Source organism: Natrialba asiatica DSM 12278 (genome assembly GCF_000337555.1).
GTDB lineage: Archaea > Halobacteriota > Halobacteria > Halobacteriales > Natrialbaceae > Natrialba > Natrialba asiatica.
The window spans coordinates 1-15,893 of record NZ_AOIO01000049.1; the positions used below are offsets into that span (position 1 = coordinate 1).

Consider the following 15,893-nt stretch of genomic DNA (forward strand, 5'->3'; position numbering starts at 1 on the left):
CCATCAGAGATGTGTATAAGAGACAGATATACTACATTGGATACCGACCCGTGTATGCCAAGTTTTGACAGACGCCACTTCGTGAAGTGTGTGGGTGCAGCAACTACAGTCGGTCTCGCCGGCTGTATCGGGGGCGACAACAGGGACGGCGAGTTTCCGAGTGACAACATTCGTCACATCATTCCATACGGTGAGGGCGGCGGTTCCGACACGTACGCGCGAGGCATCTTGCCGCAAGTGGGGGAAGAGCTCGGTGTCGACGTGCAACTCGAAAACATTCCCGGCGCCGAATCGATTCAGGGTATCACAGAAGCGTATTACGCCGAGCCAGACGGCTACACGCACGTCGGCCACACGCTGCCGACGGCCGGCATCGCATGGCTGCTCAACCAGACCAACGACGACCTCTCTCAGCTGAAGGGGATCTGTCAGTACGGACAGACGCCGTACGTCATCTTCGCGAACCCTGACGAGGAGATCGAGGGGATGGAAGACCTCGCAGACAGGTACGAGGATGGCGATCTCACGCAGTTCGGCGGGTCGCTTGGCGCCGCGAACCACGTCGCCATGATCCAACTCCGCGAAGAGGGCGATGTCCCCTGGGAGGACTGGATCGTCTACGACGGTTCCGGCCCGACCGTGCAGGCAGCCGCGTCCGGCGAGATTCCCGTGGGCACCGCGACCGACTCCTCGGCCGCCGGTGCCGTCGAGGAGGGGAACATCGACATCGTTGGGGTGTTGACCTCCGACGGATCCAGCGTCTTCCCGGACACGCCGACCACCGAGGACGCCGGCTGGACGAACGTCGACGAGTTCGGAGCAATCATGCGAACCGCCTCTTGCGCACCGGACACGCCCGATGATCGTGTTCAGACGCTCGCCGACGCCTACGAGGCGGCCATCAATTCCGACGAGGTCCAGGAGTGGTCCGAAGAGACGGGCAACGAAGTGCTGTTCAACGGTCCCGACGAGACCAACGCGGCCATCGAGTCGGCATTTAGCACCGACGAGCAGGTCGACCTCGACCAACTACAATAGATCCCGTTCGACGGCATGGTCGTTCGATTTTATTTAGTGTCGAGACCGGATTATCTCCCAGTGGCTACGGACGACGGACCACAGCTTCGGGACTACGGGCCGCGGTGTCAACCGGATCTCTGAAACGGTACTGGGAGCGGGCGTTCCCTCAAAGGTCGGGAATCACACGGCGACCGAACAGGTCGACGGCCTCCATGACGTCCTCGTGGTCCGTCGTCGGCGTCGCGAGCCGCAACACCGCGTGATCGACGCCGAAGGCCTCGCGGTACCGTTCGAGCTGGGCTGCACACTCAGACGGCGTCCCGTAAACGAACAGATCCTGCGCGAACTCGTCTATGTCGCCCTCGAGCGCGCTCACCCATGCCTCCGGAACCGTCGACCCCTTCGCCCGGTACGATTCGACCAGTTCCGTCAGCAGGGTGCGAAGTTTCTCACGAGCGACGTCACCGTCCTCGTCGATACAGGCGATTCGAAGCAGCGGAACCGAACGGTTCGAGCCGTCGGCATCGTCTAGGAACGATTCGTACGTCGCATACTTCTCCTCAAGAGCGTCGAACGGTTCGCGCCAGGACGGCAGCCAGGCATCCCCCAGACACGCGGCCCGCTTCAGCGCGGGCGTCGATCCGCCGCCGACCCAGATCGGCGGTCGCGGATCGCGGATGGACTCGGGGGCAAGGTCGAACTCCTCGAACGACACGAACCGGCCGTCGTAGGACGACGGTCCGGGTTCCCACAGTTCGTTGAGTGCGCACAGGTGGTCGGTCATTCGCGGGCCGCGCGATTCGAAGTCGTACCCGAGATTCTCCATCTCGTCGCGGCGCCAACCGGTTCCGACGCCAAGGATAAAGCGACCGTCCGAGACGACATCGACGAGATTCGCCGCGCCTGCGAGCGAGACCGGGTTCGTCTGTGGGAGGATCGTGACGCCGGTTCCGAACTCGATTTCGTCCGTCGCGGCTGCGAACCCGGCAAGTGCGATATAGGAATTCGGCCACTTCGCGTCCCAGCCGTGGTGTTCGGCAACCCATGCCGAGTCGAAGCCGAATTCCTCGGCACGTCGGACCTCCGTCAGTGCCTCGTCGAACCGCTGTCCGCCTTCCGTACATCTGAATCCGATTTTCATGCGTATACTTTCCAGTGCGTTCGCCTACTGGACCTCCGCTCAAATATACAGCCACACCGGTGGAAAAGGTACCGGCGCTCGTGGACTGGCCGAAACCGCGTCGCTGTCCCGGTCGAACAGTAGAACTGTGACGCTGCCCGTCCGTACCCCGTTACCGCAGTAATGCGTTGTGACCGTCTCCGGAGTCGAGTATCGCTCCGAAGCGTCACGATCTCCTCGTCACCAATCCACAGGAGGACTTATGAGCTGAAATCTTGACTACCCGTACGAAATGAGCGCCGAAAATGCGGATTGTAGCGGAGCCGAGAGCATCGAGCGCATCGGCCTTATCGGGTACGGCGAGGCCGGTCAACTGCTCGCTCGAGCGTTCGTCGAAGCCAACATCGGCGTCACCGTACTGACTCGATCTCCGGATCGCCTTCGCGAGCGACTCCCTGACTCGCCGATCGCCGTCGCCGACTCCTACGTGTCGCTCGCGGCGGAGACGGAGCTCGTCTGTTCCTGCGTCTGGCCGGCGACGGCCGCTGACGTCGCTGCGGAGACCGCCCCAGGGCTCGCGCCGGGACAGCCGTTCCTCGATCTCAACTCGGTGTCACCGGCGACGACCGAGCAGATCGTCGACAAGATCGAGGCGGCCGGCGGCACGCCGCTCAAGGCGACCATCATGGGCTCTGCCGCGGCGGGTCGCGACAGCGTCCGACTGGTCATCGGGGGGCCGGATCGCGCCGATACCGTCGCCGCCCTTCGAGCGGTCGGATTCACGGTCCAGGATGTCGGCGCGGATCCGATGCACCCGGCGCTGCTCAAGATGTTCCGGAGCACGTTCACCAAGGGGATGCGCGAACTCGTTGCCGAAACGCTCGCTCCGGCCGTCGCGTACGGCGTCCACGAGGACGTCCTCGACAACCTGAACGGACTCTTCGACGAGCGATCAGTCGAGGAGTGGATGCGAACCGCGCTCGAGAACACCCCGGAACACGCGCAACGCCGACTGGGTGAACTACGTGAAGTGCGGCAGACGACCGCGGACGCCGGGTATCGAGCGCCGATCATCGACGAGACGATCGCCCTCCACGAGGAGTTACTGAACTCGTCCGACGACGACTACGTCGCCGTGCTGGAGGCGCTCAAGGGACATCTCTCCGACGACTCGTCGTGAGGCGAGTCGTGGCGGTCGAGCGGGGCTACATCCCACGCATACGATAGCGATTAACACAAACTATAAGGTAATTCCTCCTCAGCGTTATTGCATGGTGATGTGATGTCTGAGAGCAATTCACGTAATTTAAGTCAGAGGATCACAGCAGAGCACATACTTCTGATAGGGCTCCTCGTCGTTTCCGCCTACATGTTCGTTGAGGCCGCCGAGTTCCGCGATCCGTCGGGGATGTTTCCGCGATTTATCGCTTCGATCACGTTCCTTGGAGCACTGGTGCTCCTCCTTGAGCCGTTTCTCCCCGCTCCGCTGCGAGCGGTCGTGAGCGAGTCCGGAGACGTGTTCGACTCCTACGAGGAGGAGATCGAGGAGGTCGAAGCGCAGACCGAGGAGATGGACGACATGACGACCGACAGAGAGCCGACAGTCGACTCCAAGGAGGAGTGCGATAACGAAACGAGCGCCGAAGCGGTGACGGGAGCGACGGACGAGCGACAATTCGAGTCGCACTCGATCCTCCCGTCGCCGCGAGCTGCGATGGAAAACAAGCGATTCGTACTCTCCGTGATGACGGCTGGATACGTAGTGCTGTGTTATCTCATCAGCTTCCTCTTCGCCTCACCGGTGTTCGTGTTCGCTTATTCGTACTGGGTGGACCACGACTGGTACATCACGGTCGGACTGACGGCGGGCGCGTTTGGGATCGTGTACGGCTTTATGGGACTGCTCAATGTACAACTCAATTCGGGGGTGTTGGTGGGCTGACCCATGTTAGACGCACTATCCGAAGCGATCAGCATCATCCTGACCGGTGAACCGCTACTCTGGCTGACGGTCGGAATCCTCATCGGAATCTTCGTCGGATCACTCCCTGGCATCGGCGCCTCGCTCGGGATGGCGCTCATCCTTCCACTCACGCTTCCGCTCGACGGGGTAAACGCTATCATTCTGCTCGTGAGTATCTACAGTGGCGGGATGTACGGCGGGAGCATTGCAGCGATTCTCCTCAACGCGCCCGGGACGTCAGCAGCAGCGGCGACGACGCTCGACGGGTACCCGCTCTCGCGACAGGGGCAGGCGATCACCGCGCTCGCGATGTCCGCCGTCGCGTCGACGCTCGGCGGATTTATTACGATCGTGCTGCTGATCCTCATCTCGCCGTTCCTCGTCAGAATGGTGCTGCTGTTTGGGTCACCCCAGTACTTCCTCATCGCGCTTCTCGGCATCGCAATGATCGCGATCGTGGCCCGCGGATCGCTCATCAGGGGTGTCGTCTCCGGGATGTTCGGACTGCTTATCGCCACGATCGGGATGGCACCGATGGTCCCCCAGCAGCGATTCACGTTCGGGGATCCGGCGCTGTTCGACGGTATTAGTTTTGTCGCCGCACTGATCGGCCTATTCGCTATTGCCGAGATGATCAACCTGGCAGGAGAGGAGGGCGGCGTCGCACAGACAGATATGGAGATCACCGGTTCGATCCGCAGCGGAATCAGCTCCGTTCTCACGAAACCATATCTAATCGCGAAGTCGAGTCTCATCGGCATGGGAATCGGTTCGGTTCCCGGCGCTGGGTCGACGGTGTCGACGTTCGTCTCGTACGCGGAAGCGCTGCGTTCGTCGGACGATCCGGACTCATTCGGCGCCGGCAATCACGAGGGACTGATCGCAGCTGAATCCGCGAACAACGCGACGATTCCTGGATCGCTCATCCCGACATTCTCGTTCGGGATCCCCGGCAGCGGTTCGACCGCCGTGTTGCTCGGCGGTCTCATCATGCACGGTCTCCAGCCGGGTCCGAACCTCTTCTCGTCTGACCTCCAGATCACCTACGCGGTGTTCATCGCGCTGTTCCTCGGGAACTTCGTCATTCTGTTCGTCGGACTAACGTTCATTAGCCGAATGGGGGTCCTGACAAAGATCGATACGGACATCATCATCCCCATGATTGTCGTTCTCGCCGTCGTTGGTGGATTCCTGCTCCGAATCAACTGGATCGACGTGCTGACGGTGTTTGGTCTCGGCATCATCGGCTACTACATGAAGCGGTACAACTACTCGGTCATCGCGTTCGTCCTCGGGATCGTCCTCGGACCGATCGCTGAGGAGAACTTCGCCCGATCGCTCACCCTGTCCGACGGTTCGTTGATGATCTTCGTGAACGATCCCCTCTCGCTGATCATCGTGATCGCGATCGTCGCGCTGACGATCGGTCCGGCGATTCGCGGCGTGTTCAAAAAGCAACTGGGATAACCTCTCGGCTACCGTTTTTCCCTCCAGTGATTTGGTCCGGCCGTCGTACTCGCCAGTTACTGGGCAGGTCAGCGACGGTTTCGATCGAACTGATCCCAACGGCGATGGGTCCGGGTCTCGCGGGTATCGACGCCAGTGAGTGGTATTTGATATCGATCCCCGTGATTTATGAGAACTCACGTCAGAACTGACGGTGATGGCAGCAACGCACGTGACGTCGATACCGGTACGGTTTCAGGACATTGATACGATGGGACACGTCAACAACAGCGAATATCCGAACTTCCTCGCGGAGGCGAGGGCAGGATACTACGAGGAGGTGCTGGAGTACGACCTTCGGGCGGCAGACACGGTCGTCGTGCACATGACGATCGATTACAGCGCCGAGATCACCCGCGGCGACGTCGTCGATATCGAGGTTGCGGTGACCGACTTCGGGACCTCGAGTCTCACCATGGAGTACACGCTCCGCGTCGACGGCGATATCGTCTCGACGGCCGAGACGGTTCAGGTGATATATGATAACGAGAGCGGATCGTCCCGTCCGATCCCGACCGACTGGCGGCAGCGGATCGAAGCCAACGAGGGGATCAGCAGTGCCTGAGAAATCCATGGCGGAACTCGAGTCGCTGGTCGGCGAACGTCGGCAGACGGTCACCGATCTCACCGTGGAAGCGGGGAAGGTCGCCGAGTTTGCACGGGCGATCGAGAGTCAGAACGAGATGTTCTACGACGGTGAAGCCGCGCGAGAGGCTGAGTACGACGATGTCCCCGCGCCACTTACGTTCACACGGGTCGCGTACTTCCCTCGGTACCGCGTCGGCGACGACGGGTCCTCGTTCGGATTCAATCTCGGCTTCGACCCCGAACGCACCGTCCATGGCGAACAGGAGTACGAGTACAGCCGCCCTGTGACCGTCGGCGACACGCTCGACGGGACGACGGAACTGGTCGACGTGTATCAGAAGCCCGGCACCGACGGGACGCTTACTTTTGCCGTCCTCGAGACGACGTACACCGACGCGGACGCCGAAGTCGTGGTCATCGAACGACGGACGCGCATCGAACGGGAGGCGGCCGATTCGCAATGAATCTCGATCCGGACGCGCTCTCGGTCGGGGACGATCTGCCGACGTTCCACGTCGACGACCTCGATCGGACGCAGATCGTCCGCTATCTCGGGGCCAGCGGCGATTTCAATCCCCTCCACCACGACGACGAGTTTTCCAGAGCGGCCGGCCAGGACGGCGTGATTGTGCCGGGAATGCTCGTTGCCGGCTTCGCGTCGGCGGCAGTGACGGACTGGGTGCCTATCGACGCAGTCGACCGGTTTCGGACCCGGTTCGTCGGAACGGTTCGGCCTGGCGACTCGCTGCGCGTCAGCGGAACGGTTGCGGAGGTCGAGACGGATCGAACAGGCAACACGACGACGGTGGAGATATCAATAACTGTTGATACTGCCGACGGTGCGACAGTCCTAGAGGGAGATGCAACGATCAGCCCGTAACCCCATAGTACATCATCAATGATCGTCTACACAACATATGGATCTCGATCTCGACGGATGGAGTGTCTTCATCACGGCGGCGAGCAAAGGGCTCGGCCTCGCAGTCGCGACCCGGATGGTCGACGAGGGCGCGAGCGTCGTCATCACCTCTCGGAGTGAGGAAAATCTGAAGGCGGCCGAAGAACGCGTCCTCGACGAGACGGGCGCCGACCCGGACGCGATCGACTGGGTTGTCTGCGACCTCAAGGACGAACGGTCGATCCGATCCGCGACGCAGACGGCCGTCGATCGGCCCGGGACGCTCGACGCACTGATTACGAACCACGTTGCACCGCCGTCGTCAACGTTTGCCGAGGCGAGCATCGACGAGTTCGACGCCGCGTACGAGTCAGTCTTGCGCTGTACCCTCCTGCTCTGCCAGGAAGTGCTTCCCGCGCTGCGAGACGGCGGCGGCTCAATCACGCACCTCGTCGCCGTCTCCTCGCTCGAACCGACCTCGAACGGGGCGCTTGGCCACGTGTTTCGGCCGGGAATCTACGGCCTTTCGAAAGTACAGGCCAACGAACTTGGCGAGGAGGGAATCAGAGTGAACTGCGTCGCCCCACACGGCGTCGTCACGGATCGGATCCGAACGAAAGTCGAGCAATTGACCGACCGAGAAGGGATCGCCGAGAGCGAGGCCTGGGACCGGCGCGAGGCAGAGCTGCCGGTTGACGAACTGGGATCGACGGAAGAGTTCGCCCGCGCCGCAGCGTTCGTCGCCTCGCCGGCCGCGAGCTACGTCACTGGCTCCGTTATCCCGGTCGAAGGCGGCTGGCACAGTCGCATCGCGTAGCGGCAAGCGGGGCGTCTCGCTGCGGCGGATCGCCGCGCCGGTTCACGCCTCTTCATTGTGGACCGACACGACCGGTCGGGACGTGTTAAGCAGCACCGATTGCGTGACACTGCCGAAGAGCGCTTTGCCGACCGGCGAGCGACTCCGGCCGCCGAGGACGATGTGCGATGCGTCGTTCCGGTCGGCGTAGTCGATGATCTCCTCGGCCGGCTCCCCGACGAGCCCGACGGGGGTCCCCTCAACGCCAATTCGCTCGAGCGCCTCTGACGCGATCGTCTGCCCCATCCCTCGCACCTCCTCGAGTGGTACCGTCTCCCCCTCGTCTTCGACCTGACCACGTTCCAACTCGATGAACGTAGATCGGTCTAGCGCGTGAACGACGTGCAGCGGCGCTCCGAACGCATCCGCGAGGCGGCGTCCCTCTCTAACCACGTCGTCGTTCGGTTCGGTTTGATCTACGGCAGCAATAATGACCATCGTACTCCTATCGAAACTCCAGCCTATTAATGATATGCCGTGGACCGATCGCGAGACGACCGGTTACTGAACATTCGTCCCGTTTCCTGTGTTCGGAATCGCCCGTATCAGAACATATAACTGCATCTCGGGTATTGTACTCATTGTGTCATAGTTCAGTTACAGCACGGAGATACAGACACGGTACGAGATATTGACGGCATGGGTCACGTCAATACCCCATCTATGCCAGCTATCTCAGGGCAGCCTGGCAAGGGTACTACCGGGACGTAATCGGACGGCGAATCGACGAGGTCGACACCGTGATCATCGAACTCCACCTCGAATACAAGACACCGATCAAACCGGACCAGCGCGTTGAGGTGGCGGTCCGGATCGACGGGTTGGGCGAGTTGAGCATTACGAAGGCGTACGAGATACGCGCCGACGGCGACGTCGCCGCAACGGCCAGGACGACTCAGGTCGTCATCGACGGCGAGACCAGTTCGACCGTGTCGATTCCCGACGAGTGGCGACGATGGATCAAGGAGAACCGGGACTCGGACACGGACTCGGTCGATTGACGATATCGGAGCCGCGGTACCGAGACCGATACCCGCCGCCGGCGTCCCGGCGAAGGTCGCCGCCGCACTGGGATACGACGCCGGAAACCTCGGATCGTGACCGTTGGAGGTTCCCGATGAGGCCCGGGCGGCGTCTCCTCGTCACGTTGATCTCAACCGCATTACTTATTCGCCCGTCAGTAATAGGTGCATGCGAGACTTTTCCAATCATGCGACCGTCCGACCGGCCGACTACGACATCGCGATCACTGATATCGAGACCTGCGTCGTCGAAGGGAACTTCGAGTGGAATCTCGTCAAGGTCCACACCGACGCCGGCGTCACGGGGATCGGAGAGGCCTACCGGGGCGGGGGGATCGACGAACTGATCGCGTACACGAAGCGGTTCCTCGTCGGCGAGAATCCGCTTGATGTCGAGCGGCTCTCCCGGCGCATCGTCCAGGAAATGTCCGGTCATGGTGGGACGACTGAGAAGTCGTCACCGCGGCGTCGGGCATCGAGATCGCGCTCTGGGACCTCGCCGGCAAGGTTTACGGGCTGCCGGTCTACCAACTGCTCGGCAGCAAGTACCGCGACCGGATCCGAATCTATTGCGACTGCCACGCCGGCGAGGCGTACGCCGAGACGGCCGCGGAGGTCGTCAACTCGGGGTTCACGGCAATCAAGTTCGACCTCGACATGCCGTCGGACAACGAACCCGATCCGTACAACGGCCGCCTCGACAACGCCGCGATCGAACGTAAGCGCGAGATCGTCGCGGCCGTTCGCGACGCCGTCGGCGACGATGTCGATCTGGCCTTCGACTGCCACTGGGACTACTCGGTCGAGAGCGGGAAACGCCTTGCTCGATCCCTCGAACCGTACGATATCATGTGGCTCGAGGACATCGTTCCGCCCGAGGAGACGAGCGCCCAGCGCGAACTCGCCAGGTCGACCTCGACGCCGCTCGCGACCGGCGAAAACCGCTTCCGCGTCCACGAGCTGTCCGAACTGCTCTACGAGCACGCCGTCGACATCGTCACGCCCGACCCGACGACCTGCGGCGGCCTCGCGGAGTCAAAACGAAGCGCCGACCGGGCTGAGGAGAACTACATCCCGATGTCGCCGCACAACGTCTGTAGCCCTGTCGGTACGATTGCCTGTGTCCACCTCTGTGCGGCGATCCCGAACGCGGACGTGCTCGAGTACCACGCCCTGGAGGTCGACTGGTGGGACGACCTGCTTGTCCGGGGCGGGCCGCTGATCGCGGACGGCCACATCGAGGTCCCGACGGAACCGGGGCTCGGGATCGAACTCGACGAGGACGTCGTGGAAGAACATACGCTCGGCGACGATGTCGGATTCTCCTCGTAGCCGGGACTGAAGCAGGCCGTGTCTCGGTACCCCGATCACCGAACGGGGCGTCCGACGCGGCTACTGGTTCGGAATCCGCGTACAGAGCGCGATCGCGACGGCCGCCACGATGGCGAGCAACAGGAACGCCTCGTCGAAGAACCCGCGGTCCGCGAGCGCGCCCATAATGACCGGGATCCCGGCGCCGGCCGTCATGTAGATCGTCCGCAGGATTCCCAGACCGGTGCCCTGCACCGACTCCGGCAGCGCGGTGGTGAGATAGCTCAGCGTGATCGTCCCGTAGCCGAGGATGCTGCTCAGGAACACCGTTGCGATCACGATCGACCAGAACCCCTCGAACAGCGGGAGGAGACCGACGGTCACCGTGAACACGCCCATCACGATCGGATACGATCGCTTGAGGCCGAACCGGTCGTACACCGACCCGACGACGGGCTTGATGACGACTCCCAGCCCGAAGAACGCGCCGAACAGGAGAGTGGCGACCGCGGGTGATATCCCCTTGACGTTGATCAGGTAGGTGGGGTAGAACCCGGTGAACCCTTGCCAGGCGACGTAGCCTAGGAACTGCAGCATCGTGACGAGGACGATCGATGAGCGACTGAGCGCCGCGAAGACCTCCCGGAACGCGTCGAGCGAAAGTTCGTCGATCGCGTTCGAGCCCGCCGACGTCCGCTTCGGAACGGACATCCACAGCAAGGCGGCCACGACCGTGAACAGCGGCACGGTGAGACCGAACCCGTACTGCCAGGCCAGTGCGCCTGCGACGAGTCCCGCGGCCGGCGGGAGGAGCGCGTTACCGAGATCACCGGCGGCCATGGTTAGTCCGATCGCTGCCCCCTCGTTGTCGGGGAACACGTGCGAGAGCGTGGTGAACCGAGCGACACCATAGAGCGCGGTGCCGGCGCCGAACGCTGCCGTCGCGGCGAACAGCACGAGGACGGAATCGGCCGCCGCGACCAGCGCAATCGTCACGGCCGAGATGGCCGTACTCAGGACGAGGATGTTCCGCTCACCGATCCGATCGGAAAGGATCCCGCCAGGGAGTTGCCCGAGCGCGTACGCGACCCAGAGGACGCTCAACAGGAGCCCCGCCGTCGTGAGATCGATACTGTAGGCGGACTGCAGCGACGGGAGCAACACCGGATAGACGAATCGAATACCGATCGAGAGGAACCACCCCGCGGCGACGGCGAACAGGATCTTGCCTTTTCCATCGGTCCAGATCGCTTTCGCGTTGCTGCCGACTTCGGCGAACGATTGCACACTCCGTTGTACTCGGTTCGCCCCTATTGTCTCCGTGGTGGAGATCAATTTTGCCGTGAACCTCTCAAAGGGGCCGGGTTACCGCCGTCGCGCCGCGGCGATCCGCTCCGACTCGAGTTGCGACTGCCGCGGCGGGTGACGGTGCTGTCGAGTTGTCAGCGCCTCGATACCGACAGCGCCCGCTTCGCGGCGTTCTCGCCGGCGATGCGGCCGAAGGCGATACACTCCACGAGGTTGCCGCCTTGATAGACGAACTTGAACGCCGACGAGATTTCGCCAGCGGTGTAGAGGTTCGGAATCGGCTCCCGCTCCGTGTTCAGCGCCTCGCGGTCCCCATTGGCCAGGATCCCTCCTTTCGTGTTCGGTCCGCCCGGGTAGAGCGGCAGCGCGTAGTAGGGTGGAGATCGCAGCGGCGCCATGTTTTCGGGCTCGCTGCCGAACGGATCTGTCTTGCCCACCTCGCAGCAGCGGTTGTACTTGGAGAAAGTCTCCAGCAGCGCGTCTGCGTCCATCAGTTCCCTGTTCTCCGGGTGGTCGCTGATCTCCCGCGCCAGATCCTCAATCGTCGGTGCCCGCAGTATCCACCCGTTCTCAATGGCGTGTTCGTTCTCCTCGCCCCACTCGATTCCCTGATAGTCCGTCCCGCGGAGGCTGACCACCGACCGCCGCTTCCGGAGGGTCTCGTCGAAGACGAGCCAGGACGGCATGCGCGGGTACAGCAATTCCTCGACGTCGAACCGGACGCCCTCCTTGTAGAATAAGTACCGGCTTGGATCCTTTGTAATGGTGCGCTCCGCCGCGTACCGCTCCCCGAAGTTGTCGACGACGATCGTGTTCGGCCGGCCGACGACTGGTGTCCGCAGCCCGATCTTCAGCCCGTGTTCTCGAGCCGGAATCGCGGCGATCATCCGGGACGCTGCCTTACTCACTTTCGACAGTCCGGCGCCGATCTCCATTGCCATCTCGATCCCCGTCCCTGTGTTCGCCGACGTACCGTAGAACGACCATCCCTCGACGCCAGGTCCTTCAAGGAAGTTCAGCCGCAAGTCCTTGTTGTACTCGAAGCCGCCCGACGTGAGGACGGTCGCTCCAGCACCGCAGGCGACCCTTGTTCCCTGCCGGTCCGCGAGGATCCCATCGACGGCACCGTCGTCGACGACGAACTCCCGCGCCGCGGTCTCCCACAGGACGTCGATATCGCGGTCGTCGATACCCCCTCAAAGACATGTGTAGAACGCCTCGCAGGACTCCGTAACAGACTTCGGATCGTCCTTCTGACATCGATTCTTGTTGTTGATCTCGCCCGAATACGTGCTCCTGAGTACTCGATACGCTGATTCGTCCGCACCCGGAAACTCGGGAAAGACCGCCCCGCGCTCCTCGACGGCGCTGTATTCCGGATCGAGATCCTGCATCCAGGCCAGGTTCTGTGGCGCGTACTCCGCCCACGCCGCGGCGAGCTCACTCGCGATCGCGGACGGGAGTTTGCCCTCCAACTTCCAGGGGAGGTTATCCCCGCTGAACATCGCCAGCGCATTGGCCTCGAGTACGTCCCTGTTGCCATCGGGGCGGGGACTGTGGAACGCCCCACCGGACATCCTGATGTTCGAATAGTAGCCGTCTTCGGCCTGTTTCTCGACAATCAACACGTCGGCGCCTCGGTCGGCGGCCGCGATCGCCGCGCACGCCCCTGCCCCGCCGAAACCGACGATGAGGATGTCCGTTTCGTAGTCCCAGCTCGCGGGAAACGCGTTCCGGCTCATGCCTCGATAAGGAAAAAAGTACCTATCTTTTGGCCCTTTTTCGCTCTCGACTACGGCGTAACTGCCTCGAGTTTAGGGCCGTTCCCGGCCGGACGCGTGTGAGATCGACTAGTCGTGACTGTGACCGGGAGCGATCGCGTTCGCGCGGATGCCCTCTTCGGGTGTGAGATCGACTAGTCGTGACTGTGACCATGCCCGTTTCCATGTCCGTGACCGATGTCCGGCGCCTCCATGATCTCGTCACATTCGACGTTCGTGTATCCGGAGTGGAAAAGTTCGATCTCCTCGTCCTCGACATCAAACGCGTGGCGCTCGATACAGCCGACATCGGCGCCGAGGAGGTGAACGCTCACGCTCGGCTCGTTGGACGTTGTCGTCACCGAGTGGATGTCGTTGTTTGGCGGCGCGAGTTCGTAGTAGTCTCCCCGCTCCATGTGTTCAGTCCGGAGGTGCTCGAGTTCGGCCTCACCCACATCGTTCTTGCCGTCGCCGACGCGCTGGTAGAACACCTCGCGTTGCGTGCCGCCGTAAATGCCGACTAAGCCCCACGCCAGGTGGTCGTGGACCGGCGTCGAGGCACCAGGCGGCAGGACGAGCGTGAACAGTGCGAGCTTGTTTCCGTCACGGTACAGCAGCCACTGGGCGATGTCGTCGCCCATGTTCCCCATGTCGTCATCTTCGTCAGTACAGAGCTGCTGATACTTCTCGTCAAGCCAGCCATCGTCCGCGAGGAGTTCCTCGAACGGTGCTTCCAGGGCCGCGAGCAGGTCCGTGATCTCTTCGTACTCCTCGGCAGTCGTCTGTACGACATCGATGAACGACTGCATCCGGTCGTCATCGTGGATGTACTCTTCCGTGTCCAAATCGAACGTTGCCATTGGTACGTCTCACTACTTACCCCTCATTAACAGTAGCGGTGTGATAGCACCTGTCACCGGTCAGCGGCGACCGATCCGATCGGGAATCCATTCAAGCAGCGAGTTGCACCGCAGCGCCGAAAGTCGACACGAATATTATGCGGTAGCCTGTCAGTCGGTCCGTGAACGTCTTCGGCAGGTCCAACCTCGAGGCGACATCGGTACTGGGGCTCACCGGTGCAGCCGCGATCCTCGTAATCGGCGCGTTCGTCCCCGTCTCCGCAACGGTCCAGCCCGATGTCCAGCTCGCCTTTTCCGTGTTCCTCGCGACGGTGCTCCTGTGGATTACGAAACCGGTTCCGTACACGATCTCGAGCATCCTCTGCGTGATCCTGCTCTACACGCTCGGCGTGGCACCGACGTTCGAGGCGGCGACGGTCGGATTCGCGTCGAACCTCGTGTTCTTCATGGTCTTGCTCCTGCTCATCGGCAAGAGCGTCGCGAAGGTCGATCTCGACGAGTGGGTCGCCACCCTCCTCGTCTCCCCCGAGAGCACGCCGAAGAGCTCCATCCGCCGGCTCGCCGCCACAATCCTCCTCCTCGCGTTCATCATGCCCTCCGGCACCGCTCGAACGGCGACGTTTTTTCCGATTGTCGACCGGGTCAACGAACTGTACAACATCGATAACGACAGTCAGTTCCGCCGGTTCGCCTACTACGTCATCGGCCACCTCAACCCCGTCGGGTCGCTGGCGCTGATGACCGGCGGCGGAATGGCGATCGCGGCGTCGGCGCTGACCAGTTCGATCGTCCGGCCAATCACCTGGGTCGAGTGGGCGCTGTATATGACGCCGCCGATTGTCCTCCTGTTCACGATCGGGATCGCCGCTGCGAGCTTCGTCTACGACGTCGACGACGATCGCGACCTCCAGACGCGCGAAGTACGCACCGACGGATCGATCGACGGCATCGACGGTGCCCCCGAATCGTTGACCCGCGATCAGTTGATCGTCGTCGGGACGCTTCTCACCGCCACCTGTTTCTGGATCGTCGGCTCGTTCGTAGGGGTATCCACGATTATCCCCGGCATGTTCGTCGTCCTTGTGTTTTCGCTGCCGGGTGTCCGCATCGTCACCGCCGAAGAAGTCCGGTCAATTAACTGGGGAATCATTTTCCTTATCGGGACGATGCTCTCACTTCTCGAGGTCATGCAGGACCTGAACGCGTTCGACTTCCTGATCTCCGGACTCGCGTCCGTGCTCCCGCTCGGCGCACCGACGGCGGTCGTGCTCCTCATGCTATTTTTCGTCGCGATATTCGTTCGGACTGCGTTCTCTTCGGTCTCCGCCGCGTTCCTTGTGATGTTTCCCATCCTCCTCGAGTTCGCCACGCTGCTCGAGGTGAACCAGCTGTATCTCTCCTTCGGACTGGCGATTCTGCTGATGTCGACTACGCTACTCCCGTTCAACAACGCCACCGTCTTAATCTCGTACGAACAGGGACCGCTGACGATGCGGGACGTCGCCGTACTTGGGTTGCTCACGCTGGCGTTCGCATTCGTCATCGTCGCACTCAGCTGGACACTGTACTGGCCGTTCGTCGACGCCGTCTCGCCACTGTAGCAGCGACATCGGGAGCCGACGATGATCGAACCGTCAGGGTAACTGCGGTGCGTCGTCGTCGGGCCGCAACTCGCGTTCAG

Annotated in this window: 16 protein-coding genes and 1 pseudogene; 11 read left to right on the forward strand and 6 right to left on the reverse strand. The window is 62.1% G+C overall.

What is annotated here, in order from left to right; translation table 11 throughout:
• Window positions 1–90 precede the first annotated feature (90 nt).
• Complete coding sequence (locus C481_RS20415; RefSeq protein WP_006111272.1) at window positions 91–1,038, forward strand: Bug family tripartite tricarboxylate transporter substrate binding protein; 948 nt, start codon at window positions 91–93, stop codon at window positions 1,036–1,038.
• A gap of 148 nt (window positions 1,039–1,186) precedes the next feature.
• Here C481_RS20415 and C481_RS20420 read toward each other — a convergent pair whose 3' ends face one another.
• Window positions 1,187–2,161 carry an LLM class flavin-dependent oxidoreductase gene (locus C481_RS20420; protein ID WP_006111274.1) on the reverse strand — a complete coding sequence of 325 codons (975 nt, stop codon included), beginning with the start codon at window positions 2,159–2,161 and terminating at the stop codon, window positions 1,187–1,189.
• 271 nt (window positions 2,162–2,432) lie between these two features.
• On the opposite strand from C481_RS20420, the gene C481_RS20425 reads away from it, so the two are divergent.
• The 7 genes from C481_RS20425 to C481_RS20455 all read left to right on the forward strand — a co-directional run bounded on the left by C481_RS20425 (window position 2,433) and on the right by C481_RS20455 (window position 7,912).
• Complete coding sequence (locus C481_RS20425) at window positions 2,433–3,320, forward strand: NAD(P)-binding domain-containing protein (protein ID WP_006111275.1); 888 nt, start codon at window positions 2,433–2,435, stop codon at window positions 3,318–3,320.
• Window positions 3,321–3,509: 189 nt separating this feature from the next.
• The gene (locus tag C481_RS20430; RefSeq protein ID WP_006111276.1) at window positions 3,510–4,082 is read left to right on the forward strand and encodes a hypothetical protein; all 573 of its coding nucleotides are present in this window, start codon (window positions 3,510–3,512) and stop codon (window positions 4,080–4,082) included.
• Window positions 4,083–4,085: 3 nt separating this feature from the next.
• Complete coding sequence (locus C481_RS20435) at window positions 4,086–5,570, forward strand: tripartite tricarboxylate transporter permease (RefSeq protein ID WP_006111277.1); 1,485 nt, start codon at window positions 4,086–4,088, stop codon at window positions 5,568–5,570.
• A gap of 196 nt (window positions 5,571–5,766) precedes the next feature.
• The gene (locus tag C481_RS20440; protein WP_006111279.1) at window positions 5,767–6,174 is read left to right on the forward strand and encodes an acyl-CoA thioesterase; all 408 of its coding nucleotides are present in this window, start codon (window positions 5,767–5,769) and stop codon (window positions 6,172–6,174) included.
• Window positions 6,167–6,661: an FAS1-like dehydratase domain-containing protein gene (locus C481_RS22840; protein ID WP_006111280.1), complete on the forward strand. Its 495-nt coding sequence runs from the start codon at window positions 6,167–6,169 to the stop codon at window positions 6,659–6,661. The genes C481_RS20440 and C481_RS22840 overlap by 8 nt, the downstream gene beginning before the upstream one ends.
• Complete coding sequence (locus C481_RS22845; RefSeq protein ID WP_006111281.1) at window positions 6,658–7,077, forward strand: MaoC family dehydratase; 420 nt, start codon at window positions 6,658–6,660, stop codon at window positions 7,075–7,077. Before C481_RS22840 ends, C481_RS22845 begins: the two co-directional genes overlap by 4 nt.
• Window positions 7,078–7,114: 37 nt before the next feature.
• Window positions 7,115–7,912 (forward strand): SDR family oxidoreductase, encoded by a 798-nt coding sequence (locus C481_RS20455; protein WP_006111282.1) that lies wholly within the window; start codon window positions 7,115–7,117, stop codon window positions 7,910–7,912.
• A 42-nt stretch (window positions 7,913–7,954) separates the two neighbouring features.
• Here C481_RS20455 and C481_RS20460 read toward each other — a convergent pair whose 3' ends face one another.
• Window positions 7,955–8,389: a universal stress protein gene (locus C481_RS20460; RefSeq protein ID WP_006111283.1), complete on the reverse strand. Its 435-nt coding sequence runs from the start codon at window positions 8,387–8,389 to the stop codon at window positions 7,955–7,957.
• 284 nt (window positions 8,390–8,673) lie between these two features.
• Between C481_RS20460 and C481_RS20465 the strand changes: the two genes are divergently transcribed.
• Window positions 8,674–8,952, forward strand: coding sequence for an acyl-CoA thioesterase (locus tag C481_RS20465; RefSeq protein ID WP_275040080.1), 279 nt, complete (start codon window positions 8,674–8,676; stop codon window positions 8,950–8,952).
• 190 nt (window positions 8,953–9,142) lie between these two features.
• A pseudogene (locus C481_RS20470) lies at window positions 9,143–10,305 on the forward strand (mandelate racemase/muconate lactonizing enzyme family protein).
• A 60-nt stretch (window positions 10,306–10,365) separates the two neighbouring features.
• Here the strand turns inward: C481_RS20470 and C481_RS20475 are convergent.
• From C481_RS20475 to C481_RS20490, 4 genes are all read right to left on the reverse strand, one after another.
• The gene (locus C481_RS20475) at window positions 10,366–11,571 is read right to left on the reverse strand and encodes an MFS transporter (protein WP_006111285.1); all 1,206 of its coding nucleotides are present in this window, start codon (window positions 11,569–11,571) and stop codon (window positions 10,366–10,368) included.
• Between the two features lie 155 nt (window positions 11,572–11,726).
• Window positions 11,727–12,782 carry an FAD-binding protein gene (locus C481_RS20480; RefSeq protein WP_083860950.1) on the reverse strand — a complete coding sequence of 352 codons (1,056 nt, stop codon included), beginning with the start codon at window positions 12,780–12,782 and terminating at the stop codon, window positions 11,727–11,729.
• 6 nt (window positions 12,783–12,788) lie between these two features.
• Entirely contained in the window at window positions 12,789–13,334 is a 546-nt protein-coding gene (locus C481_RS20485) for an FAD-dependent oxidoreductase (protein WP_049904822.1), read from the reverse strand.
• Window positions 13,335–13,507: 173 nt separating this feature from the next.
• The gene (locus C481_RS20490; RefSeq protein WP_006111287.1) at window positions 13,508–14,212 is read right to left on the reverse strand and encodes a cysteine dioxygenase family protein; all 705 of its coding nucleotides are present in this window, start codon (window positions 14,210–14,212) and stop codon (window positions 13,508–13,510) included.
• Between the two features lie 161 nt (window positions 14,213–14,373).
• Between C481_RS20490 and C481_RS20495 the strand changes: the two genes are divergently transcribed.
• A complete protein-coding gene (locus tag C481_RS20495; protein WP_006111289.1) occupies window positions 14,374–15,813 on the forward strand; it encodes an SLC13 family permease in 1,440 nt (479 codons plus the stop codon).
• The last annotated feature ends 80 nt before the right edge of the window (window positions 15,814–15,893 follow it).